The sequence below is a fragment of the Roseateles sp. UC29_93 genome, assembly GCF_042695725.1.
GTDB classification, from domain to species: domain Bacteria; phylum Pseudomonadota; class Gammaproteobacteria; order Burkholderiales; family Burkholderiaceae_C; genus Roseateles; species Roseateles noduli_A.
In genome coordinates this window covers 3329952-3354253 of record NZ_CP170545.1, presented here as the reverse complement: position 1 = coordinate 3354253, position 24302 = coordinate 3329952, and the positions used below count along the sequence as shown (strand labels likewise).

At 69.3% G+C, this 24302-nt stretch carries 21 protein-coding genes and 1 pseudogene; 12 read left to right on the top strand and 10 right to left on the bottom strand.

Going from position 1 to position 24302, the window contains the following annotated elements:
• Positions 1–98: 98 nt before the first annotated feature.
• Positions 99–1784 (bottom strand): acyl-CoA dehydrogenase family protein, encoded by a 1686-nt coding sequence (locus ACFJIX_RS15590; protein ID WP_377161799.1) that lies wholly within the window; start codon positions 1782–1784, stop codon positions 99–101.
• A gap of 452 nt (positions 1785–2236) precedes the next feature.
• Between ACFJIX_RS15590 and ACFJIX_RS15585 the strand changes: the two genes are divergently transcribed.
• The 3 genes from ACFJIX_RS15585 to ACFJIX_RS15575 all read left to right on the top strand — a co-directional run bounded on the left by ACFJIX_RS15585 (position 2237) and on the right by ACFJIX_RS15575 (position 6282).
• Positions 2237–4036: a M4 family metallopeptidase gene (locus ACFJIX_RS15585; RefSeq protein WP_377152494.1), complete on the top strand. Its 1800-nt coding sequence runs from the start codon at positions 2237–2239 to the stop codon at positions 4034–4036.
• Between the two features lie 118 nt (positions 4037–4154).
• Complete coding sequence (locus ACFJIX_RS15580) at positions 4155–5741, top strand: M20/M25/M40 family metallo-hydrolase (protein WP_377152491.1); 1587 nt, start codon at positions 4155–4157, stop codon at positions 5739–5741.
• Positions 5742–6066: 325 nt separating this feature from the next.
• Complete coding sequence (locus tag ACFJIX_RS15575; RefSeq protein ID WP_377152489.1) at positions 6067–6282, top strand: cold-shock protein; 216 nt, start codon at positions 6067–6069, stop codon at positions 6280–6282.
• A gap of 54 nt (positions 6283–6336) precedes the next feature.
• On the opposite strand, the gene ACFJIX_RS15570 is transcribed toward ACFJIX_RS15575, so the two are convergent.
• The 5 genes from ACFJIX_RS15570 to ACFJIX_RS15550 form a co-directional block, all read right to left on the bottom strand.
• A complete protein-coding gene (locus ACFJIX_RS15570) occupies positions 6337–6570 on the bottom strand; it encodes a hypothetical protein (RefSeq protein WP_377152486.1) in 234 nt (77 codons plus the stop codon).
• Between the two features lie 19 nt (positions 6571–6589).
• On the bottom strand, positions 6590–6787 hold the full coding sequence (locus ACFJIX_RS15565; protein ID WP_377152484.1) for a hypothetical protein: 198 nt from the start codon (positions 6785–6787) through the stop codon (positions 6590–6592).
• A 148-nt stretch (positions 6788–6935) separates the two neighbouring features.
• The gene (locus tag ACFJIX_RS15560) at positions 6936–7250 is read right to left on the bottom strand and encodes a sensor histidine kinase (protein ID WP_377152481.1); all 315 of its coding nucleotides are present in this window, start codon (positions 7248–7250) and stop codon (positions 6936–6938) included.
• Positions 7214–8092 carry a response regulator gene (locus ACFJIX_RS15555; protein WP_377152478.1) on the bottom strand — a complete coding sequence of 293 codons (879 nt, stop codon included), beginning with the start codon at positions 8090–8092 and terminating at the stop codon, positions 7214–7216. Before ACFJIX_RS15555 ends, ACFJIX_RS15560 begins: the two co-directional genes overlap by 37 nt.
• A gap of 100 nt (positions 8093–8192) precedes the next feature.
• The gene (locus ACFJIX_RS15550; RefSeq protein ID WP_377152475.1) at positions 8193–9182 is read right to left on the bottom strand and encodes an aldo/keto reductase; all 990 of its coding nucleotides are present in this window, start codon (positions 9180–9182) and stop codon (positions 8193–8195) included.
• 178 nt (positions 9183–9360) lie between these two features.
• On the opposite strand from ACFJIX_RS15550, the gene ACFJIX_RS15545 reads away from it, so the two are divergent.
• Both ACFJIX_RS15545 and ACFJIX_RS15540 read left to right on the top strand, forming a co-directional pair.
• Positions 9361–10284: a M14 family metallocarboxypeptidase gene (locus ACFJIX_RS15545; protein ID WP_377152473.1), complete on the top strand. Its 924-nt coding sequence runs from the start codon at positions 9361–9363 to the stop codon at positions 10282–10284.
• Between the two features lie 114 nt (positions 10285–10398).
• Positions 10399–10893: a DUF1579 domain-containing protein gene (locus ACFJIX_RS15540; protein ID WP_377152470.1), complete on the top strand. Its 495-nt coding sequence runs from the start codon at positions 10399–10401 to the stop codon at positions 10891–10893.
• Positions 10894–10922: 29 nt separating this feature from the next.
• Here the strand turns inward: ACFJIX_RS15540 and ACFJIX_RS15535 are convergent, their stop codons facing one another.
• Complete coding sequence (locus ACFJIX_RS15535) at positions 10923–11912, bottom strand: dipeptide epimerase (protein ID WP_377152467.1); 990 nt, start codon at positions 11910–11912, stop codon at positions 10923–10925.
• A 25-nt stretch (positions 11913–11937) separates the two neighbouring features.
• On the bottom strand, positions 11938–13089 hold the full coding sequence (locus tag ACFJIX_RS15530; RefSeq protein ID WP_377152464.1) for an NAD(P)/FAD-dependent oxidoreductase: 1152 nt from the start codon (positions 13087–13089) through the stop codon (positions 11938–11940).
• A gap of 125 nt (positions 13090–13214) precedes the next feature.
• Between ACFJIX_RS15530 and ACFJIX_RS15525 the strand changes: the two genes are divergently transcribed.
• Complete coding sequence (locus tag ACFJIX_RS15525) at positions 13215–14597, top strand: peptide MFS transporter (protein ID WP_377152461.1); 1383 nt, start codon at positions 13215–13217, stop codon at positions 14595–14597.
• Here the strand turns inward: ACFJIX_RS15525 and ACFJIX_RS15520 are convergent.
• Positions 14586–15308, bottom strand: a complete 723-nt coding sequence (locus tag ACFJIX_RS15520) for a helix-turn-helix domain-containing protein (RefSeq protein ID WP_377152458.1) — start codon at positions 15306–15308, stop codon at positions 14586–14588. The genes ACFJIX_RS15525 and ACFJIX_RS15520 overlap by 12 nt on opposite strands.
• A 175-nt stretch (positions 15309–15483) precedes the next feature.
• On the opposite strand from ACFJIX_RS15520, the gene ACFJIX_RS15515 reads away from it, so the two are divergent.
• From ACFJIX_RS15515 to ACFJIX_RS15495, 5 genes and pseudogenes are all read left to right on the top strand, one after another.
• Positions 15484–17769, top strand: a complete 2286-nt coding sequence (locus ACFJIX_RS15515) for a TonB-dependent receptor (RefSeq protein ID WP_377152454.1) — start codon at positions 15484–15486, stop codon at positions 17767–17769.
• Between the two features lie 10 nt (positions 17770–17779).
• Positions 17780–18271 (top strand): annotated as a pseudogene (locus ACFJIX_RS15510) (serine hydrolase domain-containing protein); the annotation flags it as partial.
• Positions 18272–18380: 109 nt separating this feature from the next.
• Complete coding sequence (locus ACFJIX_RS15505) at positions 18381–19772, top strand: serine hydrolase domain-containing protein (protein WP_377152452.1); 1392 nt, start codon at positions 18381–18383, stop codon at positions 19770–19772.
• Positions 19773–19841: 69 nt separating this feature from the next.
• Positions 19842–21872, top strand: a complete 2031-nt coding sequence (locus ACFJIX_RS15500) for a serine hydrolase (RefSeq protein ID WP_377152449.1) — start codon at positions 19842–19844, stop codon at positions 21870–21872.
• 14 nt (positions 21873–21886) lie between these two features.
• Positions 21887–23350, top strand: coding sequence for a M81 family metallopeptidase (locus tag ACFJIX_RS15495; RefSeq protein WP_377152446.1), 1464 nt, complete (start codon positions 21887–21889; stop codon positions 23348–23350).
• A gap of 37 nt (positions 23351–23387) precedes the next feature.
• On the opposite strand, the gene ACFJIX_RS15490 is transcribed toward ACFJIX_RS15495, so the two are convergent.
• Positions 23388–23954: an STM3941 family protein gene (locus ACFJIX_RS15490; RefSeq protein WP_377152443.1), complete on the bottom strand. Its 567-nt coding sequence runs from the start codon at positions 23952–23954 to the stop codon at positions 23388–23390.
• Positions 23955–24031: 77 nt separating this feature from the next.
• On the opposite strand from ACFJIX_RS15490, the gene ACFJIX_RS15485 reads away from it, so the two are divergent.
• Complete coding sequence (locus tag ACFJIX_RS15485; RefSeq protein WP_377152440.1) at positions 24032–24277, top strand: helix-turn-helix domain-containing protein; 246 nt, start codon at positions 24032–24034, stop codon at positions 24275–24277.
• Positions 24278–24302: the final 25 nt, after the last annotated feature.

Genomic DNA, 24302 nt, shown 5'->3' with positions numbered 1-24302 from the left:
CGGCGGGTCGGCAGGCGCCGGTGTCCCCCCGAGCGACTTGGGGACCCTGCGAGTCGTAGGAGCGAGGGGGATACCGGCGCCTGCCGACGGGCTCGGTCTCACGCGGGAAACGCTCGCTGCAGGAGCGCATCGACATCGACGGCGCGCGTATCGAGCGCACCGGCGACCGCGCCCCAACGCGGATCGAGCCGGCTGGCGGCGAATGCGTCCGCGACGACACCGGGCGAGTGCCTGCGCAGCAGCGCGGCCTGCGCCAGCAGCACCAGGCGCGACGCGAAGCGGCGGCCGAGCGCTTCGAGCTGTTCCGGCGGCGTGGTCAGCAAGTCGCGCAACGCATCGATTTCGGCGCGCAACGCGCGGTCGTCGCCGAGGTCCGCCTCGAACTCGTCGAGCAGCGCCAGGAAGGCTTGCGGATCGCGCGCGACGGCGCGCATCACATCCAGGCACATCACGTTGCCTGAGCCTTCCCAGATCGAGTTGACCGGCGCCTCGCGATACAGGCGGCCCATGACGCCGTCGTCGATGTAGCCATTGCCGCCGAGGACTTCCATCGCCTCGCCGGTGAGCTCGACCGCACGCTTGCAGACCCAGAACTTCGCCGCCGGCGTGACCAGCCGCATCCAGGTGCGCTCGCGCGGATCGTCCTGGTGCTCGAAGGCCTGTGCCAGACGCAGGCTCAGCTGCATCGCGGCCTCGCTCTCGAGCGCGAGGTCCGCGAGCACCGCCCGCATCAGCGGCTGCTCCACGAGCCGCCTGCCGAAAGCCGTGCGATGCCGCGTGTAGTGCAGCGCCTGCACCAGCGCCTGCCGCAGCATCGCCGCGCTGCCCACCACGCAGTTCAGCCGCGTGTACGTCGCCATCTCGATGATGGTCGGGATGCCTCGGCCCTCCTCGCCCATCAGCACGCCGTAGGCGTCCTGGAACTCGACCTCCGAGCTGCTGTTGCTGCGGTTGCCGACCTTGTCCTTGAGGCGCTGCACGTTGACGGCGTTCTTCGTCCCGTCGGGCCGCCAGCGCGGCACGAAGAAGCAGCCCGGCGCACCGTCCGGCGTCTTGGCGACGACCAGGTGCGCGTCGCACATCGGCGCGGAGAAGAACCACTTGTGCCCCGTGAGGCGGTACTCGCCGCCGCGACCGCCGGCGCCCACCGGCTCGGCGCGCGTCGTGTTGGCGCGCACGTCGGATCCGCCCTGCTTCTCCGTCATGCCCATGCCGAGCCAGATGGAGCGCTTCTGCGCAAGCGGCATGTCGCGACCGTCGTACGCGGTACTGAAAAGCTGGTCGCGCAGCGCGTCCCACAACTGCGGCTCGCGACGCAGCACCGGGATGCTGGCCTGCGTCATCGTCGCCGGGCACAGCGTGCCGGCCTCGACCTGCCCGTGCAGGTAGAAGCCCGCGGCCCACGCCGCCCAGCGGCCGGGACGCTCGTCCCGGAACGGCATCGCGACCAGATCCGCCTGCCGGTACATCGCGAGCAGTTCGTGCCAGCCGGCGTCGAACTCGACCCGATCGATGCGGCGGCCGCGCTTGTCGAAGCTCTCGAGCGTCGGCGTGACGCGGTTGATGCGCTCGGCGATCGCGTAGGTCTGCGCCCGCCCCAGCTGGCTGGCGTAAGCGGCAAGACCCGGCACGAAGGCGTCGGCGCCGGCGCGCGCGAGCGCCTCCTTGAGCGCCGGATCGGTGTCGAGCAGCGAGTAGTCGGCCAGTTCGTCGACCTGATTGGCGACCTCGTGGGTGCGCCATCCCGAGGCCGCGGCGGCGGCCGGCGTGGGGTTCGTGTCCATGGTCGTCATGGTGTGCGTCTCCTGATGCGTCCGTCGTCGACGTCCCTCGTTTCCAGCATGTCCTCTGGATCGGGGTCGCGACAATCCGGATCCTCGCCTATCGCGCGCACGCCAGCCACGGACGTGCCCGGAAACTTCGTTGCAAGGGTTACACCGGCTGTAAGGCCTGACAGTCCGAACCGGCCCGCGAAGCCCCTACATTCGCCCAGTCGTCCGGACCACTCAAGACCTGACCTCGGGACCTCCGGGGCACCCGGCGACACCTCGGGACGCGGCGCCAGCCGCACCTCCAAGAACATCTGTCACGACCCCACCACGGGTCGCGAACAGAGGGGGCCGTCCCGTTCCTACCTGAGCGAGCACGGCCATTTCTTCGGGAGATCTGATCGATCCATCACGAAAGAAAGAGGCTTATGTCTAAGGTTTCCACACAGGCATTCATCCAACGCGCCGTGCGCGCGACCCTCATCGCCGCCGCGGCCACCGCCGCCTGCCAGGCGATCGCCGCGGACCGCGTCCTGCTCGACGACGCCTCCCCGGTGAACACGCAGATGCGCGCGTCGAGCGCCGCTCCGCAATCGGCCGCCACGGCGCTGGGCCTCGCGGCCAGCGACCTGCAGCCGGTGCGCAGCCAGACCTACGCCACCGGCAAGGTCGTCACGCGCCATCAGCAGTACTACCAGGGCGTCCCGGTGTGGGGCGAAGGCGTGGTCGAGCAGCTCGACACCAGCGCCGGCACCTCGCGCTTCTCCGGCAGCATGCTGGCCAACATCCAGCAGGACCTCGCCACCACGCAGGCCAGCCTGACCTCGCAAGGCGCGCTGGCGCAGGCCAAGGGCGCCATCAACGCCGCGATCACCGAGAACGAGCAGGTCAAGCTCTACGTCCGGCTGAACCAGAACAACAAGGCGCAGCTGTTCTACCTGGTGTCCTTCGTGCGCCATGACGCGAAGCAGCCGAGCCGCCCGCACTTCATGATCGACGCCACCACCGGCGCCGTGCTGGAGCGCTGGGAAGGCCTGGCCCACAAGGACGCGACCGGCCCCGGCGGCAACGCCAAGACCGGCCGCTACGAGTACGGCACCGACTACCCGGCGCTGAAGGTGACCGACACCTGCCAGATGAACTCCGGCAACGTCGTCACCGTCAACCTCAACGGCAGCACCGGCGCCAGCAACACGCCCTTCCAGTTCACCTGCTCGCGCAACGAGTACAAGCAGATCAACGGCGCCTACTCGCCGCTGAACGACGCGCACTACTTCGGCGAGATCATCTTCAAGATGTACGGGGACTGGTTCAACATCCGTCCGCTGACCGGCACGCTGTACATGCGCGTGCACTACGGCAGCAACTATGAGAACGCGTTCTGGGACGGCACGGCGATGAGCTTCGGCGACGGCCGCACCACCTTCTACCCGCTGGTGTCGCTGGACGTGTCCGCGCACGAGGTGAGCCACGGCTTCACCGAGCAGAACTCGGGCCTGACCTACTCCGGCCAGTCGGGCGGCATGAACGAAGCCTTCTCCGACATGGCCGGCGAAGCCGCCGAGTACTACCGCAACAACGGCAGCAACGACTGGCTGGTCGGCGCGCAGATCTTCAAGGGCTCGGGCGCGCTGCGCTACTTCGATGATCCGACCCGCGACGGCAGCTCCATCGGCAATGCGGCCGACTACCGCAGCGGCATGGACGTGCACTACTCGAGCGGCGTCTACAACAAGGCCTTCTACCTGCTGGCGACCAAGCCGGGCTGGAACACGCGCAAGGCCTTCGAGGTGATGGTCGACGCCAACCGCCTCTACTGGACCGCCAACAGCACCTTCAACCAGGGCGCCTGCGGCGTGGAGACGGCGGCGACCAACCGCGGCTACGCCAAGGCCGACGTCACGGCGGCCTTCGCCAGCGTGGGCGTGAGCTGCAGCGGCACCACGCCGCCGCCGACCGCGACCCCGCTGACCAGCGGCGTGCCGGTGACCGGCATCTCGCTGGCCAAGGGGGCGACCAAGCTCTACAGCATCACCGTGCCGGCGGGCCGCACGACGCTGACGATCAAGCTGTCCGGCGGCTCGGGCGACGGCGACCTCTACGTCAAGCGCGGCTCCGCGCCGACGACGACGAGCTACGACAAGCGCTCGATCGGCTCGACCAACGCCGAGACGATCACCTTCTCGGCGCCGACGGCCGGCGTGTACTACGTGCTGCTGAGCGCGTACTCGACGGTCACCAGCACCTCGCTGGTCGGTACCTACTGATCCCCGCCTGAACGACCCCGACGCGCCGCCTCGCGCGGCACGTCGGGGGCTCCGGCGCGCTGCCCTGCGCGGCGCGCCGGCTTCGCCATTCCTGGAACGAATCCGGAGACAACACCCCATGCGTTCATTCCTCACCATCACCGCGGTGTGCGTCGGCCTGGCCGCGCTCACCCCCGCGTACGCGGGCGACAAGGTCTGGATCAGCCTCGGCGACGCCGCGCTGGCCCAGTTGCAGAAGCACCGCCCGGCCGCGCGCGCCGTGGCCAGCGTCAAGGCCGATGCCGCGCAGGACGCGTCGGCGCAGTCCTTCGCCGCAAGGCCCGAGGGCATCCATCTGGTGGAAGTCGACGAGGACGCGCTCGCCTCGCTGAGCCACTCGATCCACGAAGAGCTGCGCCGCTGCGGCGGCTACATGTATCACGCCAGCCAGGAGGCCGGCCTGGCCTCGCTGAAGCGCCACAGCACGCCGGCCGCGTCGCAGCAGCTGGCCGCCGCGCTGGTCGCGACGCGGCCCAGCTACACGATCGATCAGCAATCCGTGGTGACGCCCATCCTGTCGCAGATGCAGGCGAGCAACATCGGCCAGACCATCGTCGACCTGTCGGCCAACATCAACCGCTACTACACCAGCAGCAGCGGCGTGGCGGCGTCCAACTGGCTCAAGCAGAAGTGGACGACGCTGGGCGCAGGCCGCAGCGACATCACCGTCGAGCAGTTCACCCACGCGGGCTGGGCGCAGAAGTCGGTGATCGCGACGATCCAGGGCAGCGACAACGGCAACGAGGTGATCGTGATGGGCGCGCACCTGGACTCGATCAACCAGTCCGGCGGCTCGGGCGAGACGATGCGCGCGCCGGGCGCCGACGACGACGCCTCCGGCGTGGCCAGCCTGACCGAGGTGCTGCGCGCGCTGGTGCAGGCGAACTACAAGCCCCGCCGCACGATCAAGCTGATGGCCTATGCGGCGGAGGAAGTCGGCCTGCGCGGCTCACAGGAGATCGCCAACAGCTTCGCCGCGGCCAACACCAACGTGGTCGGCGTGCTGCAGCTCGACATGACCAACTACAAGGGCGCCGCCAACGACATCTACATCTTCACCGACTACACGGACAGTGCGCAGAACACCTTCCTCACGAACGTGATCGCGACCTACCTGCCGACGCTGCGCGTGGGCACGGACCGTTGCGGCTACGCCTGTTCGGACCATGCCTCGTGGAACGCCAAGGGCTACTTCGCCAGCATGCCGTTCGAGTCGAGCTTCAGCGCGGACAACCCGTACATCCACAGCGCCAACGACACCTACGCCAACATGGGCAGCCAGGCCGACCACGCGCTGAAGTTCGCGCGCATGGCCGCGGCCTACGCGGTGGAGCTCGGCAGCGACGGTCCCGGCACGCAGCCGCCGGCGGACAAGACCGAGAACTTCAGCGGCAGCCTGACGCGCGGCCAGAGCAAGAGCTTCGGCCCGTTCAAGGTCGCCAACGGCGGCAGCCTCGCGGCGAGCACGACGGGCACCGGCGACATGGACCTCTACGTCCGCAAGAGCGCGGTGCCCACGACGAGCACCTACACGTGCAAGTCGGACGGCTCGACGGCGACCGAGGGCTGCAGCGTCAACATGACGGCCAATGGCGACGTCTATGTGCTGGTCTACGGCTACTCGGCGGGCAGCTACCAGTTGAAGGTGACCTACCGGCCGCAGTGACAGCCGCAGGGACAGCCGCAGTCACGGCCGCAGCGGCGGCCGCAGGAAAGGCGCCAGGTCGAGCACCCGCCCGGCCTGGCGCCGGAACACGGCTTCTTCCGCGAGAACCTCCAGGGGGTTTCATTCGTGCTACATTAGTCGGATAGATTCGCACAAGACCTTTCTTCTGAGGTCTTCTCTGCAGCCGCCGCCGGCCCTCCCCGGGCCTTTCGTGCGAGCGGACTGCTTCAGCAACACCCCCCCGCTGCAAGCTCTTGAGTGTGTCTGTCCCGGCCCGCAATCGTGCGCCGGGTTTTTTCCTGTCATTCATTCCAAAGGAAACAACATGACGACCAAGAAGACCGGCACTGTGAAGTGGTTCAGCGACGACAAGGGCTTCGGCTTCATCACCCCGGAAGACGGCTCCAAGGACCTGTTCGCCCATCACAGCGAAATCCAGAGCTCCGGCGGCTTCCGCACGCTGGCCGAAGGCGCCAAGGTCGAGTTCGAGACCAAGGACGGCCCGAAGGGTCCCCAAGCCTCCGGCATCCGCGTCATCTGAACGCGGGCTGAGTGAGCTGACAGGCGCATCTCCCCGGAGCCGCGCCTTCGAGCCTCACAGCTTCCACCCGTCGCTGCTCAGCGACGGGTCGAGCGCTCTCCTGATCGCCTGCGCAGCCGCCTCGCGATCATCAGCGACGCCCTCCACGTGGAGCACCCTCCGCGTCGGCAGCCCCGGCCGCTGAAAGATCACCGCCCCGACGTCCGTCGCGGGTGCCGTGACAAAGACCAGATCAAACGAATCGATCCGCAGGCCGCTGATGTTGGCCAGACGCGTCCGGATCAGCATGGCATCACCGCCGCGGTGTTCACGCCAGCTCCTGCCAGTAGATGCCCTCGCCGACCTCGGTCAGGCACAAGGCCCCACCCCGCCATTCCAGCCAATGCTGGCTCACGAGCCGATCGATCAGCAGTTCGGGGATCTCGCTCGCGCGACGCCGGTGGAGCGCGTCCACGCAGGTGCGCAATGAGGCCCGGAGGGCTTCCAGGTCCTGCGGTACAGCCATCGTCCTACTCCTCGCGTTTCGCGCCACGACATGCGGCGCGAACAGAAGCGCCAAGCGATCAAGGCGAGGACTTGCGGCGCATCCGACACGCTCGAACGGGGCAAGGACTTCGGGATGACAACCTCACGGTCTATGGGCCGATAGTAGCTCAGACGCCTTCCGCGCAGTCGGCGGCGCCAGCCGGCCCGGCGGGCAGCTCGATCCGGAACTCGGTGCCCGCGTCGCCGGTCTGGACGCCGATGCGTCCGCCGTGGGCCTCGACGATCGTGCGGCACACGAAAAGCCCCAGGCCCATGTTGCTGGCCGCCGGTGCGTCCGTGGCCCGATGGACCATCGGTTCGAAGAGCCGTTCCCGCACGTCCTCCGGAATCGGCTGGCCTTCGTTGCGCACCGACAGTACGCGGAGGTCGGCACGACCACTCGTCCTCACGACGATCGGCCGGCCGACGGCCCCATGCTCCACGGCGTTGCGCAACAGGTTGGCGATGACACGCGACAAGCGCTCGCCATCCCACCAGCCGTCGTCCGGCGACTCCTGCACCAGCTCGACGACGAGGCCCGGATTGGCGCCCGCGCCTCGTCGATCGCCGCGGACGCCAACGCGCCCAGGCGCTGCGGCGTACGCCGGAGGATCAGGTCGGCGCCGAGCCGGCTCCGGGCGTAATCCTGAATGTCGTCGAGCATGTGCGTCATGCGCTGTGACGCCGCCGTGATGCGGGACGCCATCTTCTGCGTCAGCTCGGCGGACAGCGGCGCCTTCGCCAGCAGCTGGCTGCTCATCGAGATCGCGTCCAGCGGATTGCGCAGATCGTGTCCGAGGATGGCGAGGAACAGATCCCGCGCGCGTTCCTCGTCGAGCCGTTTCTGGTCGAGCTCGTCGGAGAGCGACCGCAGCACCTCGCGCCGCCGCAGCAGCGCATGCAGGTTGGCGATCAGCACGTCCTCGTCGACGGGGCGCGTGAGATAGGCGTCCGCGCCGCTTTCAAGCCCATGGACCAGGTCCCGGTCCGCGACGTGGATGCCGGAGACATGAATGATCGGCACCGACGCGGTCGACGTCGACGCGCGCAGCTGCCGGCAGACCTCGAAGCCGCTGATGTCGGGCAGCATGACGTCGAGGATGACCGCGTCGACCCCGGCACCGTCGCCATCGACAGCCTGCCTCAGCGCCTGCGCGCCATCCGGCGCCTCGACGACCGCGAAGCCTGCGAGTTCCAGCCGGCGCCGCAGTGCATAGCGGTGCGCGGCCTCGTCATCGACGAGCAGGATCGTGCGCCTCCCGTGCGCCTGATGTGCGGCATCCATCCCTGTATTCCTCGCGGGATCCGCCTCGCCACCACCGGATGGATGACGCCGGGCCCGAGCGCCCAGGGTAGCGCAACGCCGCCGGTCGCGCGGCCCGGATTTACTCGTGTCCGCTGATCGCGTGCGGTACGTAGGGGGCCTCCAGCGCGGCGATCTCCTCGGCATCGAGCGCGACATCGAGCGCCCCCACCGCGTCCTCCAGCTGCCCGATCTTCGAGGCGCCGATGATCGGCGCCGTCACCTGCGGCTTCGCCAGCACCCAGGCCAGCGCGACCTGCGCCATCTTCGCGCCGCGCTTGGCCGCGAGGTCCTGCACGGCCTGGATGACGGGGCGGTCCTGCTCGCCCGACCTGTCGTAGAGCCGCTTGCCGACGTCGTCCGTCTGCAGCCGCGGCGTGGCCTCGTCCGCGGGCCGGGTGAGACGGCCGCGTGCCATCGGACTCCACGGGATCAGTCCCACGCCCTGGTCCGCGCACAGCGGGATCATCTCCCGCTCCTCTTCGCGGTACAGCAGGTTGACGTGGTTCTGCATGCTCACGAACGGCGTCCAGCCGTTGCGGCGCGCCACCTCCTGCGCCTTCGCGAACTGCCACGCATACATCGAGGACGCGCCGAGGTAACGGGCCCGACCCGAGCGCACCACGTCATGCAGCGCGCACATCGTCTCCTCGATCGGCGTGTCGTGATCCCAGCGGTGGATCTGCAGCAGGTCGACGTAATCGGTGCCCAGTCGCGCCAGGCTCGCATCGATCTCGGCGAGCACCTGCTTGCGCGACAGGCCCCGGCGATGCCTGACGCCTTCAGGCGTCTCGTACGGGAAGTACATCTTGGTCGCGAGCACGACCTCCTCGCGGCGCGTCATCTCCTTGAGCAGCACGCCCACCATCTGCTCGGAGGTGCCGCCGGAGTAGCTGTTGGCGGTGTCGAAGAAGGTGATGCCGCTGTCGACCGCCTTGCGGAAGATCGGGCGGGAGGCGTCGAGGTCCAAGGTCCAACTGTGGTTGCCGACGTCGGCGGCCCCGAAGGTCATGCATCCCAGGCACAGCCGCGAGACATCCAGTCCCGTGTTGCCCAGCTTGGTGTACTTCATGCCTGCAGCTCCTGGTTTGAGGTCAAGTGAATGCCGCGTGACAGCGATGCATCGCGGCGCATGACGTCGCACTGCGGTGGCATCCGCCGTCCATTCGAAATGCCGCCGCAGGATAGTCGAGCCTCGCGAATGGGAGACACTCGGTCTCTTGATGGCCCTCCCCGGTTACGGAGCATTCATGACCTCAGCGCGTTTCTATCCCATCGGCACTCCCGGCGTCCCGTGGGGCGACGCCGAACGCACCGCCTGGCGCGAACGCCAGGTGGCCTCCCGGCGTTATCAGGACGACGTCGTCACGCGCGTCGAGGCCCTGGCCGACCGCTTCGAGATCGTCCGCTACGGGCAACTGGCGTATGGCGCCGACACCTACCCGCTGCTCGCGTTGAAGAGCCGCTCGTGGGATCCGTCGCGCCCGGTGGCGCTGGTCACCGGCGGTGTCCACGGCTACGAGACCAGCGGCGTGCTCGGTGCGCTGCGCTTCGCCGAGGAACACGCCGAAGCCTTCGGCGATCGCGTGAACGTCCTCGTCGCGCCTTGCGTGAGCCCGTGGGCCTATGAGCGCATCTGCCGCTGGAACTATCACGCGGTCGATCCCAACCGGAACTTCGGCGCGCGACGCGAGGCGGCGGAGTCGTCGGCGCTGATCGAGCTGCTGGCGCCGTACGCCGGCCAGTTCCTGATGCACATCGACCTGCACGAGACGACGGACACCGACATCACCGAGTTCCGCCTGGCGCTCGCGGCCCGCGACGGCAAGCCGCTCGAGGCCGAGGAAGTGCCCGACGGCTTCTATCTGGTCGGCGACAGTGAGACGACCCGGCTCGATTTCCAGCAGGCGATCATCGAGGCGGTGGAGCGGGTCACCCACATCGCGCCGCCCGATGCGGACGGCCACATCATCGGCGCGCCCTTGAGCGCACGCGGCGTCATCGAGTTCCCCGTCCGCAACTCGGGGCTGTGCGCATGCGTGACGCGAGCACCGTTCACGACGACCACCGAGGTCTATCCGGACAGTCCGCGCACCAACCCGGAGGAATGCGTCGAAGCGCAGGTGACGGCGGTGCGAGCCGCGCTCGACTTCGCCATCGCGCACAGACCCTGAAACGGCATAAGACAGGCCTGAAACGGGCCTGAAACGGGCGTCCGGGTCTGCTGCCAGAACTGGACGGCCTCGCGCGGAAACTGGGCCGGTCGACCACCCGACCCGAGGCCCGCCATGCACACGCCCCCTTCCACAGGCGCCGATGATTTCAACTTCGAATTCGGCGCCTGGACCGTCCAGCACCGCCGATTGAATCGGCGTTTGAGCGCTTGCGACGAGTGGACCTCCTTCGAGGGTCGCTGCACGACACGGCCCATCCTGGGCGGTCTGGGCAACCTCGAGGACAACGAGCTGGATCTCCCAGAGGGCAGCTATCGCGCGGTGGCGCTCCGGTCCTTCGATACCACGAGCGGGCAATGGGCGATCTGGTGGCTGGACAGCCGCGCGCCGCATGCGCTGGACGTGCCGGTCAAGGGCCGCTTCGACGGCCCGGTCGGCCTCTTCTTCGCCGACGACGTGCTGGACGGCCGAGACATCAAGGTCCGCTTCACCTGGGACAAGCGCAACCCGGAGGAGCCCCGCTGGGAGCAGGCGTTCTCCGCCGACGGCGGGAGCACTTGGGAGACGAACTGGGTGATGCGGTTCACGCGGGTCTCCGCGGCGAGCTAGAGCAGCGCTGCGTCACAGCCGCAGTCGTCCTACCCCCACACCGCCACCGGGCAGTCCACCGTCCCTGCTCCGTACCGCACGCCGGGCACGACGTCCTGCAGCAGGATCGTCGGCCCGTCGAGGTCGACGATGTCGCACAGCTGGCCGACCAGCATCGCCGGCGCCATCGCCAGGCTGGTGCCGCCCATGTTGCCGACCATCACGCCGAGCTTGAGCACCCGCGCGCGGTGCGCCATCAGCAGCCCTTCGGTCAAGCCGCCGCATTTGTCGAGCTTGATGTTGAGCACGTCGAAGCGACCCGGCAGCGACTCGAGTTCGTCGAGGTTCAGGCAGCTTTCGTCCGCCGCCGTCGGCATCGGGAAATCGACGAGCGCCATGTCGGCCTCGCGGCCGCGCGCGAACGGCTGCTCGACAAGGCTCACGTCGCACGCGACCAGCACCGGCAGCAGCGGCTCGATCGTGGTCGGCGTGAAGCCCTGGTTGGCGTCGACGCTCAGCCACACGTCGGGCCGCGCGCCGCGCACCGCCCGCACTCGCGCGATGTCCGCGTCGGTGTCGCCGGTGAGCTTGAGCTTGAGCGCCCGCATGTCGCGCAGCACCAGCGCGGCCTCCGCCATCGCGCCCGGCTCGCCGACGCCCAAGGTGATGGTCGTGGTCAGCGGCCGCGGCTCGCTGAGCCCCGCCATCTGCCAGACGGCCCGGCCGGCGCGCCGGGCTTCGAGTTCCCACAGCGCGCAGTCGACCGCGTTGCGCGCACCGCCCGGCGGCAGCAGGCGCCGCAGCGCCTGCCGACCGATGCCGCCCTCGATGGCCTCACGCACGGCCTCCAGCTGCGCCGGCATGTCCGCCGGACGGTCGTCCAGGTAGTAGACGCCGGCGGCTTCGCCGCGCCCTTCGTACGGGCCATCCCGCAAGACGACGCGCATCGCGGGCATCTCGGTGAAGCGGTAGCCGGAGATGACGAAGGGCTCGCGCAGCACGAGCTGCTCGACATGGCTGGACAGTTGAAGACGGGTCATGACATCGGGAACAGAGCGTGGAGGGTCAGGTGTTGCGGAAACGATGAGGGGAAAGATCCCGGGCGTGCACGCCGGCAAGAGCGATGTCATCTGGCAGGTCCTGGCCGAGCGCGAGCGCCGCCGCCGCGCGGCTCAGCGCCGGCGCGGTCTGGATGCCGTAGCCGCCCTGCCCGGCGCACCAGAAGAAGCCCGGCGCCGTCGGATCGAACCCCACCACCGGCGTGCGGTCGGGACTGAACACGCGCAGCCCGGCCCAACGATGGCGCACCCGCGCGACGCGTTGCCCGCTGAGCGTCTCGAAGCGGTCCACCGCGATGGCCACGTCCAGCTCCTCGGGCTGCGCGTCGCAGGGCGGGCTCGGCGTCTCGTCCGCCGGAGAGATCAGCAGCAGGCCGGCATCCGGCTTGAAGTAGTGGCTCTCGTCGATGGCGATGACCGCCGGCCAGTCGGCCGCCTCGGCGGCGGCAACGCCCGCCGGCACGTCGATCAGCGCGGCGGTGCGCCGCAGCGGCTGCAGGGACAAGGGCGCGACGCCGGCCAGTTGGGCCACCGTGTCCGCCCAGGCGCCGGCCGCGTTGATCACCAGCGGCGCGCGCACGCTGAAGCTGTCGGTGCGGGCGAGCCAGCCCTTCTTCTCCCGCACCAGCTCGCGCAGCGGCGAGCCGAGGTGCAGCCGCACGCCACCGGCCCGGGCCTGGCGAAGGTAGCCTTGATGCAGCGCGTCGACATCGATGTCCGCCGACGTGTCGTCGAGCAACGCGCCCTCGATCCGATCGCGCTGAAGGATGGCCAGGCGCCTGATCACCTCGTCCGCATCCAGCCGGAGCGTTTGTGCGCGCACGTCCTCATCCGCGGCGAACCGGTCGGCGATGGCCTGCTGCCCGGCGCCGATCAGATAAAGCGTGTCACGCGCCCGCAGCAGCGGCACCTCGGCGAAGCCCGCCGTCGGTTGATCGAAGAACGGGCGGCTCGCCCGCGTCAGCGCCCGGACCGGCGCGTTGCCGTAGAGCGCCGAATACAGCGCCGCGGACCGGCCGGTCGTGTGATACCCGGCATGCGCTTCCGCTTCGAGCACGGCCACCGTCATGTGCGGCGCCAGGTTCGCCGCGACCGACGCCCCGGCGATGCCGGCCCCGATCACCAGGCAATCCACGCTGCGGGCGGTCGTCTCACTCATGGTTTTTAGCTACTTTCCAAAATGGAAAATAACTCTACCATCCAGACAACTCGATGCACAACCTTGTTTGTCACGGGAAGACCCGCAGAAATCCTTCCGGAGGCACCGCGACGATGAGCGCCACCATGACCACCCCCAGCCCTGCCCCCGACGCCGCGACGCCCCTGCGCGCGACCTGGTTCGGCCAGCCGCGCGGGCTCACCGTGCTGTTCCTGACCGAGATGTGGGAGCGTTTCTCCTTCTACGGAATGAGCGCGCTGCTGGTCTATTACATGACCAAGCAGCTGCACTTCTCGCAGGCGGACGCTTCGCTGATCTACGGGCTGTACACGGGCGGCGTGTTCCTCACGCCGATCGCCGGCGGCTACCTCGCCGACCGCTGGCTGGGAAGGCGCCTCGCGATCGTGATCGGCGGCAGCCTGATGGCGGTCGGGCACTTCGCGCTGAGCTGGGAGACGCTGTTCTACCCGAGCCTCGTGCTGATCGCGCTGGGCAACGGCCTGTTCCTGCCCAACCTGCCGAGCCAGGTCGGCGACCTCTACGCCGAGGACGATCCGCGCCGCGGCGGCGCCTACAACGTCTACTACGTCGGCGTGAACCTCGGCGGCCTGCTCGCACCGCTGGCCTGCGGCACGCTGGGCGAGGTCTACGGCTGGCATTGGGGCTTCGGCGCCGCGGGCGTGGGCATGTGCGTGGGCCTGGCGATCTATCTGCTCGGCGGGCGGCATCTGCCGCAGGACCGGCCGCGCGACACGTCGGCCCGCGCCGCCAACGCCGCGAGCCCCGATGCGGCGGGGGTCGCGGGTTCGACCGGCTCCATGGGCGCGGCGGGATCTGCGGGCGGGAACGCGCGTCGCAAGCCCGGCGGCGCGGCGATCGTCATGCCGCTGCTGCTCGTGGCCTTGTCGGTGATGGTGTTCCGCAGCGCCTACGCGCACAGCGGCAACACGCTGGCGCTGTGGGCGGACACGAGCATCGATCTGCACGTCTTCGGTTTCGCGGTCCCGGTGACCTGGGTGCAGTCGCTCAACCCGCTGTTCGTCTTCCTGTTCACGCCGCTGCTGATCCGCGCATGGCGGCGCGCCGCCGTGCGGGGCCGCGAACCGGCGCCGGTCCGGAAGATGGCGATCGGCGCGGCCGGCGTCGCCGCGGCCTATCTGATGCTGGCGGGGATGGCCGCGATGTCCGATGGCAAGCCGGTGAGCGGCCTGTGGCTGCTGGTGTTCTTCGCGGTCTACACGATCGGCGAGCTCTACATCCTGCCCGTCGGCCTGGGACTGTTCGCGCGGCTCGCGCCGTCGGGCATGGGCGCGACGGTCATCGCCGCGTGGTTCCTCGCGGCCTTCGCGGGCAACCTGCTGTCGGGCGTCGTGGGACGCGCGTGGGAGTGGCTCGGCCCCGCAGCCTTCTTCGTGCTGCTCGCGGCGCTTGCTGCCATGTCGGCTGTCGCGCTGTTGGCGCTGACGCCGATGCTCAGGAAGCTGGAAGCTCCCGCCTCAACGCTTTGACGAACGCGCCTTGCCGCCCGCCTTCGCACCCTTGCCCGAGGGCGCTGGCGCCGGCGCCGGCTCCTGCAGTCGCCGCGAGACATCGATGAAATGCTGGCTGAAGCCGTCCGGCGTGCCGCTGCTGCGTGGCGCGCAGGTCGCCAGCACGCGGCAGCGTTCGTCGGACGCCTTCAGGTAGGCGTGCCCCATCTCGCTGTCGAAGTAGATCGAGTCACCCGCCTTCAGCACCACGGGCGCATACAGTTCGCAGTGGAAGGCGATCTCGCCCTCGAGCACGTATGCGAATTCCTCGCCCGGATGGCGGATGAGGTCGCCGAACTCCGCCTTGAACTCGTCCAGCGTGCGGGCGCGGACTTCGGCGATCAAGGGCGTGACGCGCTTGTTGAGCAGCTCCGTCGCCAGGTAGAGCTGCTGGTAGCTCTCGGTCACCACCTGCTGCCCTTCCCCTGCGCGCTCGACGATGCGGCGCCCGGCGCCGCCCGGCGCGGCGCGCGTGCCCGGCACGTCGGCCAGCAGCTCGGCCATGTCCACGCCCAGCCCCTTGCTGAGCAGCATCAGCTTGTCGTAGGACAGCGAGACATTGCCCTTTTCCAGTTTGGAAAGCGTCGACACCGCCAGGCCGGTCCGCCCGCTCACGTCGCTGAGCGTCAGGCCCAGCCGTCGGCGCACGCTGCGGATGTGGTCACCAGGAAGGTTCGAGTCGATGGCCATGGTCGGGAGAAGCAAACAGTGCGGCGATCTTAGCAAGGCCTCCCCGGCGGACCACCGCGATCACCCTGAGTTGAAGCTTCGCGCGATAGCAGCTAAGGTTTCCACCAATGTGAAAGCTTTTTCCAAAATGGAAACTTGTGGCTCAACTTCGCCCGCCTCGCCAGGAGTCCACCGAATGAACGCCTCCCCCCGCTCTCCCCGCTCCGGCCGCCGAGCGTCCGCCGCGCGACGCTTCGCCGTAGCGCCGCTGCTGCTGCCCTGCCTGGCGGCGATGCACGCGTTGCCCGCCTGGAGCCAGGCCGCCGCACCGGCGGCGCCCGCCTCGCCGGCCTCGTCCGCGGTGCCCACGGAGAAGCAAGGCGACCGCGCCGCGGTCAAGGCGGAGAAGCTGGAAGTCGTGACCGTCACCGCGACACGCCGCCGCGAGCCGCTGCGCGACGTGCCGCTGCGCGTCGAGACGATCAGCACCGAGGGCCTGGAGCGTTCCGGCGCCAGCTCCCTGGTCGACTACGTGGGCAGCCTGCCCGGCGTGGACGTGAGCAGTGACGGCGGCCCGGGCCGGGGGCAGGTCAGCATCCGCGGCATCAACGTGGGCAGCGCCGGCACGGCGACGGTCGGCACCTATGTCGACGAGGTGGCCTACGGCTCCAGCACCGCCTTCGGCGGCGCGGCGGTGGCTGCGCTCGACATGTCGCTGCTGGACCTGCATCACATCGAGCTGCTGCGCGGCCCGCAGGGCACGCTCTACGGCGCGGGCGCGATGGGCGGCCTGCTCAAGTACGTCACCAACGAACCCGACACCCTGGAGTTCTCCGGCAAGGTCGGCCTGGGCGTGCGCGGCATCAAGGGCGGCGCGCTCGGACACACGGAGAACGCGGTGGTGAACGTGCCGCTGAGCGCCGGCGTCGCCGCCCTGCGCGTGGCCGCCTTCAACGACCATGACGGCGGCTACATCAAGGCCTCCGGCCTGGCGCCAGGCAAGCACGTCAACGACGGCGACACGCGCGGCGGACGGGTCTCGCTGCTGCTGGAGCCGATGTCAAAGATGAAGGTCCGCCTCTCCGCGGTCGACCAGAAGATCGAGCGCGACGGCACCGGCGTGGTCCAGTACGACGTCGCGACCGGTCAGCCGATCCACGGCGACCTGACCCATGACCTGTCGATCTCCGAGCCCTACAGCATCCGCACGCGACTGCTCTCCGCCGACGTCGACTACGACTTCGGCTGGGCGCGCCTGAACGCCATCGTGTCCAGCCAGCGCTTCAACGGCGACACGCTGCTGGACGCCACCGAGATCCTCGGCGGCGGTGCCTTCGACTTCGTGCAGCTGGACAACCGCACGAAGCTGCGCAAGGAAACGCAGGAGCTGCGCCTGACGTCGGCGCGGGGCACCATCGAATGGCTGATCGGCCTGTATCACAACAAGGAACGCAACAACTACCACCAGCGCCTGTGGGGCCGGCCCACCGGCGCCGACGCGGACATGGAGCTCGTGCGCGTGGGCCAGCCCGCGAGCTACGAGGAGAACGCCGTCTACGGCGACGTGACCTGGAATCCGAGCTCGGCGCTCTCCTTCACGCTGGGGGCTCGCGTGGCGCGCAACAAGCAGGCGTACGAGACGCTCACCAACGACGTCCCGGACTTCCCGACGCCGGCCACATCCAAGGACCGGTCGAACACCTACCTGGTGACGGGTCGTTATTCGCTCGACAAGCAGAGCAGCGTGTACGTCCGCGCCGCCAGCGGCTACCGCCCGGGCGGTCCCAACCCGCAGGCCATCGACGAGAACGGCCAGGTCATCCCCGGCGCGCCGACCTCGTTCGAGGCCGACACGCTCTGGAGCTACGAGGCCGGCTACAAGGCCGACCTGCTGGACCGGCGCCTGTCGCTGGAGGTCGCGCTCTTCGACATCCGCTGGAGCAAGCTGCAGCAGCCGCTCGCCTTCGGCGCGACGACGGTGATGGGCAACGCCGGCAAGGCCGAGGTCAAGGGGCTGGAACTGGCGTCGCGTTATGCGATCAACGACGACTGGCGGCTGGAGGGCAGCCTGGCCTGGACCGACGGCAAGCTGAAGGAAGACGCGCCGGCCCTCGGCCCCTCCGGCGCGAAGCTGCCGAACTCGGCCCGGCTGTCCGTGTCCCTGGGCGCGCGCTACGCCTTCGCGTTGGCCGGCAAGCCGTCCTACGCCAGCCTGCAGGTGCGGCACGTCGGCAAGCGCAACGCAGGCTACGACAGCGACACCACCTCCATCCCCAACTTCGTGATGCCGGCCTACACGCTGGTCGACGCGCAGTGGGGCATGGACTTCGGCGCCTGGCAGCTGTCCGCCTTCGTCCGCAACCTGACCGACAAGCGCGCGATCCTCGGCGCCGACACCGCGCTCACCGCCTTCGGCGGCCCGCTGCGCGCGACGCCGGCGCAGCCGCGCACGATCGGCGCCACGGTCACCTACAACTTCTGAACGCCGACCCATGAAGCCACTGACCTTGCGCCTCGTCGCGCTGATGCTGGCCGCGTTCGGCGCCGCCGCGCCGAACGCCTCCGCGCAGACGCCGACCACCACGCCAAAGTCCGCGCCGATCGCGCCGATCACTGCGACAGCACCGGCTTCGGCGCCCTCCGCCGCGACGCCGACCGCCAGCGCGAAGGCAGCCGCCCAGCCGATGACGCTGGCCGACACGCAGGCCTGGCTCGACGGACTGATGCCCGCCGCGCTGAAGATGGCGCAGGTGCCGGGCGCCGTCGTCGTCATCGTGAAGGACGGCCAGCCGCTGATCCAGAAGGGCTACGGCTACGCCGACTGGGAACGGCGCGTGCCCGTCGATGCGGATCGCACGCTGTTCCGCCCGGGCTCCGTGTCCAAGCTGTTCACGTGGACGGCGGTGATGCAGTTGGTCGAGCAGGGCAAGCTCAACCTGGACGCCGACCTCAACCAGTACCTCGACTTCAAGATCCCCCAGTTCAACGGCAAGGCAATGACGCTGCGCCATGTGCTCACGCACACGACCGGGTTCGAGGAGACGGCGCGCGACCTCATCACCTATTCGGGCAAGTCGCCCCGACCTGGCGAAGGTGCTCAAGGACTACATCCCGCCCGCGCTCTACGAGCCGGGCGCGCGGCCCGGCTATTCGAACTACGCCACGGCGCTGGCCGGCTACATCGTGCAGCGCGTCAGCGGCCTGCCCTTCGACGACTACGTCGAGCAGAAGATCTTCGCACCGCTCGGCATGCGGCACGCGAGCTTCCGCCAGCCGCTGCCGCCAGCGCTCGCGCCGCTGATGTCGCAGGGCTACGAGAAGCAGGGCGATCCCGGCAAGGGCTTCGAAATCGTCAGCCTGGCGCCCGCCGGCAGCCTGTCGGCGACGGGCGCGGACATGGGGCGCTTCATGCAGGTCTTCCTGCAGCAAGGCCAGCTCGGCGAGTCGCGCCTCCTCAAGCCCGAGACCGTGAAGCAGATGCACGGCCAGTTGACGAAGCCGATGCCGGAGCTGCTCGGCATCGGGCTGGGCTTCTACCAGCACGACATCAACGGCCATCGCGTCGTCGGGCACGGCGGCGACACCATCCTCTTCCACACCGACCTGCTGCTGTTCGTCGACGACGGCATCGGGCTGTACATCTCGGTCAACTCGCCGGGCAAGGACGGCCAGGGCAAGTGGCTGCGGGACACGCTGCTGGAGTCCTTCGCCGACCGCTATCTGCCCGATGCGCGCCCGGCGACGCCGCGGCAGGTCGACGACGCGACCGCCAAGCAGCACGCGCAGCAACTGGCCGGCTCGTACCAGAGCACGCGGCGCGAGGACTCGACCTTCTTCTCGCTGCTGCCGCTGCTCAGCCCGCTGAAGGTGCAGGCGCTGGACGACGGCCGCGTCGCGCTGGAGCTGGCCGGCTCACGCAGCGTGTTCCGCGAGGTCAAGCCGTATCTGTGGGAGGAGGAACACGGCAAGCGCCGCCTGCAGGCCCTCGTCGAGAACGGCCGCGTGTTGCGCTGGGGTCTGGAGCCTTACGTCTTCGCCTTCGTGTTCGAGCCGGTGCCGGCGTTGTCGAGCGGGCTGGCGCTGCTGCTGGTCGGGCTCGCGCTGGTGACGATGCTGCTCACGGCGCTGCTGTGGCCGGTGGCTGCGGTGCTGCGTCGCAAGCACGGCATCGCGGCGCCGGGTCGGCCGTTGCTGGCGGTGCGCGTCGCCAGCGTCCTCGTGCTGCTCACCGTGGCGCTGTGGACGCTGGTGTTCACGCGGCTTGAAGGCGACGGCGACCTGAGCGTCGTCCTGCCGCTCGCGCAAGGACTGACCCTGCTGGCCTTCATCGGCGGGCTGCTCGCGGCGCTGTGGCACGCACGGCTCGCCTTCAAGGGCGGCAGCAAGGGGGCGAAGGCGCTGGCCGTCGTCTGGGTGCTGGCCTTCGCCGTGTTGATCGTGATCGGCGGCGCCCACCACCTGATGAGCTTCAACCAGAACTTCTGAACCCGAGGCTCCCGGGATCGAGTCGGGGCGCGCCCACAAGGCGCGCCTGTGTCGCTTGAAGGATGCTCGATGAATCCGATGAAGAAGGCCGGGCTCGCCGGTCTGGTGACCCTGGCGCTGACGATGTCCGCGACCTTGCTGTCCCACGCCCAACCGAGCGGCCAGCCCGCGGCGCTCCCACCGGAGAAGCCGCTCCTGCCGAAGACCGCCGCCACGCCGGAGCCGCCACTGCCGTCCGCTTCGGCGCCTCGCCCCGCCGTCGCGCTGACCGCCGCCGATCTCGAAGCCTGGCTGGACGGCCGCGTCGCCTACTCGCTCGAGGCCGGCGACATCGCCGGCGCCGTGGTGTCCGTGGTAAAGGACGGCAAGGTCCTGTTCCAGAAGGGCTACGGCTATGCCGACGTCAAGGCCAAGGTACCGATGAGCGCCGAGACCTCGATGGTGCGGCCCGGCTCGACGTCCAAGCTGTTCACCTGGACGGCGGTGATGCAACAGGTCCAGCTCGGCAAGCTCGATCTCGACCGCGACGTCAACGACTACCTCGACTTCAAGATCCCGCAGACCTTCGGCAAGCCGATCACGCTGCGGCATCTGATGAACCACACGGCCGGTTTCGAGGAAGGCCTGAAGGACCTGCTCGCCTACGATCCGAAGCTTGCGCCGTCCAACGAGGACTACCTGAAGCAGCACCCGCGGCCGATGCTGTTCGCGCCGGGGCAGGCGCCGGGTTACTCGAACTACGGCGTCGCGCTGGCGGGCTACATCGTGCAACGGGTGTCCGGCGAGCCCTTCGACGCCTACGTCGACCGCCACATCTTCCAGCCGCTCGGCATGCGGCACTCGACGACGGCGCAGCCGCTGCCGGCGAAGTTCGAGCCCTTCATCGCGAAGGGCTACCGGCAGGCGAGCGATCCCGCGCCCTCCCCGTTCGAGCTCGTCGTCACCGCGCCCGCGGGCAGCGGCAGCGCGACGGCGGCGGACATGGCGCGCTTCATGCTCGCGCACCTGCAGCAGGGCAGGCTCGACGGCGTCGAGCTGTTGAGCCCCGCCACCACCGCGCTGATGCACAGTCCGTCCGCACAGGCACGGCCCGGCTTCAACGTGATGGCGCACGGCTTCTTCCGGGAGTACCGCAACGGCCGCACGCTGCTCGGCCACGGCGGCGACACCATCGTGTTCCATTCCGACCTGAGCCTGCTGCCGGACGAAGGCGTCGGGATCTTCGTGTCGTTCAACAGCCGCGGAAAGGACTCGGCGGTCTACCTCGCGCGCAAGGCCCTGATGGAAGGTTTCCTCGACCGCTACTTCCCCGGCCAGCCGGTCGTCGACGCACCGGCGCTGGCCTCGGCGCCGAAGGACGCGCAGTTGATCGCGGGCCGCTACCAGACCTCGCGTCGCGTCGAGCACGGCTTCCTCAGCGCGCTGTACCTGATGAACCAGACGGTGATCGCCGCCAATCTCGACGGCACGATCGTCGCGCCCTCCGGTCCGACCGGCGAGATGGCCACCTTCCGCGAGGTCGCGCCGCAGCTGTGGCGCAAGCAGGGCGGCACGCAGGAGCTCGCGCTGGCCGACGTCGACGGCGTGAAGACCGTCATCGACAGCGAGAACCCGGTCTCCGTGCTGCAGGAAGCGCCCTTCCTGCGCTCGGCGCCGTTGACGCTGAGCATCCTGGGGTTGTCGCTGCTGGTGCTGGTCAGCGCGCTGGTCGCGTGGCCGCTGGGCGCGCTGCTGCGCCGCGCGGATCGGGCCACGAGCGGCGCGTCGCCCGCGCTGCTCCGGCTGCGCCGCTGGCAGCGCATCGCGGTCATCGTCGACGTCGTCTACCTGAGCGCCTGGATCGTCCTGATCATGCCGGTGCTCAGCACCGACCTGGCGATCTACAACGGTGGGAACGACTGGCTCTTCGGCCTGATGCAGCTGAGCGGCGTGTTCGCGCTCGCGGCGGCCATCGTCGGCGCATGGGTGGCATGGCGGCTGTTCCGCGTCGATGCGACGCGTCTCACGCGCATGTGGGGCGTGCTGGTGGCGCTCGCGCTGGTGGGCATCGTCTGGATCGGCGTGGTCGGCCAGTTGATGAGCCTCAACCTCAACTACTGAGTATCGAACGTCCCATGAAGTTCTTCATCGCGCACCTCGCCACCGAGACCAACACCTTCGCCCCGGCGCCGACGGGGTTGGGGGGGTTCGAGGAATACGGGATCTTCCACGGTGACGCGAGCCGGCGCGATCCTGAGGGCACCGGCGCCTTCATGCGATTCCTGCGCGATCTGATCGAGGCGGACGGGCATGAAGTCGCCGAGAGCCTGTGCGCGATCGCGCAGCCCTCGGGCCGCACGGTGCGGCATGTCTACGAGGCGCTGCGCGACGAGATCCTCGCCGACCTGCGCGCGGCGATGCCGGTCGACGCGGTGCAACTGCTGCTGCACGGCGCGATGGCCGCCGAGGGCTATGACGACTGCGAGGGCGACCTCGCGGCGCACATCCGCGCGGTCGTGGGTCCGGACGTCGCGATCGGGCTCGAGCTCGATCTGCATTGCCATCTCACGGCCTTGATGCAGCGCTCGGCGGACGCGATCGTGGCTTTCAAGGAGTACCCGCACATCGACGCGGAGCCGCGCGGGCGGGAGCTCTACCGGATCCTCGTCGACACGGCGGCGGGCCGCGTGCGCCCGGTGACGGCGACCTTCGACTGCAAGATGGTCGGGCTCTGGCACACGACGCGCGAGCCGATGCAGTCCTTCGTCGCGCGCATGCAGGCGCTGGAGCAAGAGCCGGGCGTGTTGTCGGTCTCGCTCGGTCACGGCTTCCCGTGGGGTGACGTGCCCGAAGCGGGTGCGAAGCTCTGGGTCGTGACCGACAACGACCCGGCGCTGGCGCGCTCACTCGCCGAGCAACTGGGGCGCGAGTTCTGGGACCTGCGCGACGAGATCGGGCCGGAACTGATCGATGTCGACGGCGCCCTGGATCGAGCACTGGCGATGGGCGAAGGCCCTGTCGTGCTGGCCGACATCGCCGACAACCCTGGCGGCGGCGCGCCTTGCGACAGCACCTTCATCCTGCGCCGCATCGTCCAGCGCGGCATCGGCAACGTGATCGTCGGTGCCTTGTGGGACCTGGGCGCGGTGCACATCTGCCGCGACGCGGGCGTGGGTGCGGAGCTCGACCTGCGCATCGGCGGCAAGTGCGGACCGGCCTCGGGCGATCCGCTGGACCTGAGGGTGGTCGTGCGCGCGGTGGTCGAGGACCACACGCAGTCCGCGCTCGGCACGCGCGAGCGGCTGGGCACCTGCGTGCGCGTCGAGGCGGCGAACGGCGTGCACATCGTGCTCTGCTCGATCCGTACGCAGACCTACGGCACGGACGCGTTCACCGGCCTCGGCCTGACGCTCGAGAACAAGGCGCTGATCGTGGTGAAGTCGACGCAGCACTTCCACGCGGAGTTCGCGCCGATCGCGAAGGCGGTGCTCTACGTCACCACGCCCGGCGCGATGAACTGCGATTTCGCGAGCACGCCCTACCGGACCAGGTCGCTGGACTACTGGCCGAGGGTCTCAGACCCGCACGGCTTCGGCTGACACGCCGCGCCGTCGGCGGTCGCCCGGATCGTGGCGATCACCGGCCCTGCGCGGCGCCGTACTTCGCGTGGTACGCCGAGCACAGCCGCACCAGCTCGTCGAAGTTGATCTTCAACGTGGTCGAAGCGATCGCGAGCGGGCTCCCGCACAGCTTGAAGTTCATCCGGTTCAGGGACCGCTTGAGCGGATTGCCGCGCTCGATGTACGCCTCGGGCGACACCACGCGGATCACCAGCATCCTCGACTGCTGGATCACCATCACGTCGAAGCCGACGATGTCTCGCCAGGGAATCAGGCCCGCGGCGACGCCGCTGGAGTTGTCGACGATGCCGTCCTCGCGCAGCACCAGACCGGGCGACCGGTCGAAGAGCTTCCTGAAGGCGAAGGCCGCGACGAGGCCGAAGAACGCGATGCCGATGAGGCCCATCGCATGGACCAGCGTCAGATGGCCGAGCGGTCCGCCCTCCAGCGCCGATCCCGGCTGCGCGCGGAACATCCACCAGCCGCCGACGACGAACACCATCGAGCCCGCCATCACGAGCAGCAGCTTGGTCCTGCTGAGCGGAATGATCGTCTGATCGCTGGTCCTTTGATCTCGACTCACTGGCCTTCCTCCATTGCGATTGCCCGGGCGGCAGTGTCGCCGCATTGCCGCCCGCCGCCGGGCGAGAATGCCACCCCATGGCACAAGGCAAACGCATCTCGGTGGACATCGACGAGGACGCCCTCCAGGCGATCAAGGCCCTGGGCGCCGCGGCGAAGGCCGCGCGCGTGGCAGCCGGCGAGAGTCAGGGCGCGGCGGGCGCACGCCTGGGCGTGCATGTCCAGACCGTCGCGCGGATCGAGTCCGGCGAGCCCGGCGTCGCGATCGGGCATGTCTTCGGCATGCTGGCCTTGTATGGGATCAGGCCGGCGCTGCCCGGTTGAATCCGCCCCGGCCCGCGGCGGGCAT

What these genes read in the sequence shown, in the direction of transcription:
- ACFJIX_RS15525 (WP_377152461.1), top strand. Translation starts at nt 13,215, where the DNA reads ATGACCACCCCCAGCCCTGCCCCCGACGCCGCGACGCCCCTGCGCGCG.
- ACFJIX_RS15520 (WP_377152458.1), bottom strand. Translation starts at nt 15,308, where the DNA reads ATGGCCATCGACTCGAACCTTCCTGGTGACCACATCCGCAGCGTGCGC.
- ACFJIX_RS15540 (WP_377152470.1), top strand. Translation starts at nt 10,399, where the DNA reads ATGCACACGCCCCCTTCCACAGGCGCCGATGATTTCAACTTCGAATTC.
- ACFJIX_RS15565 (WP_377152484.1), bottom strand. Translation starts at nt 6,787, where the DNA reads ATGGCTGTACCGCAGGACCTGGAAGCCCTCCGGGCCTCATTGCGCACC.
- ACFJIX_RS15535 (WP_377152467.1), bottom strand. Translation starts at nt 11,912, where the DNA reads ATGACCCGTCTTCAACTGTCCAGCCATGTCGAGCAGCTCGTGCTGCGC.
- ACFJIX_RS15530 (WP_377152464.1), bottom strand. Translation starts at nt 13,089, where the DNA reads ATGAGTGAGACGACCGCCCGCAGCGTGGATTGCCTGGTGATCGGGGCC.
- ACFJIX_RS15500 (WP_377152449.1), top strand. Translation starts at nt 19,842, where the DNA reads ATGAATCCGATGAAGAAGGCCGGGCTCGCCGGTCTGGTGACCCTGGCG.
- ACFJIX_RS15550 (WP_377152475.1), bottom strand. Translation starts at nt 9,182, where the DNA reads ATGAAGTACACCAAGCTGGGCAACACGGGACTGGATGTCTCGCGGCTG.
- ACFJIX_RS15590 (WP_377161799.1), bottom strand. Translation starts at nt 1,784, where the DNA reads ATGGACACGAACCCCACGCCGGCCGCCGCCGCGGCCTCGGGATGGCGC.
- ACFJIX_RS15515 (WP_377152454.1), top strand. Translation starts at nt 15,484, where the DNA reads ATGAACGCCTCCCCCCGCTCTCCCCGCTCCGGCCGCCGAGCGTCCGCC.
- ACFJIX_RS15575 (WP_377152489.1), top strand. Translation starts at nt 6,067, where the DNA reads ATGACGACCAAGAAGACCGGCACTGTGAAGTGGTTCAGCGACGACAAG.
- ACFJIX_RS15555 (WP_377152478.1), bottom strand. Translation starts at nt 8,092, where the DNA reads ATGGATGCCGCACATCAGGCGCACGGGAGGCGCACGATCCTGCTCGTC.
- ACFJIX_RS15545 (WP_377152473.1), top strand. Translation starts at nt 9,361, where the DNA reads ATGACCTCAGCGCGTTTCTATCCCATCGGCACTCCCGGCGTCCCGTGG.
- ACFJIX_RS15485 (WP_377152440.1), top strand. Translation starts at nt 24,032, where the DNA reads ATGGCACAAGGCAAACGCATCTCGGTGGACATCGACGAGGACGCCCTC.
- ACFJIX_RS15495 (WP_377152446.1), top strand. Translation starts at nt 21,887, where the DNA reads ATGAAGTTCTTCATCGCGCACCTCGCCACCGAGACCAACACCTTCGCC.
- ACFJIX_RS15580 (WP_377152491.1), top strand. Translation starts at nt 4,155, where the DNA reads ATGCGTTCATTCCTCACCATCACCGCGGTGTGCGTCGGCCTGGCCGCG.
- ACFJIX_RS15570 (WP_377152486.1), bottom strand. Translation starts at nt 6,570, where the DNA reads ATGCTGATCCGGACGCGTCTGGCCAACATCAGCGGCCTGCGGATCGAT.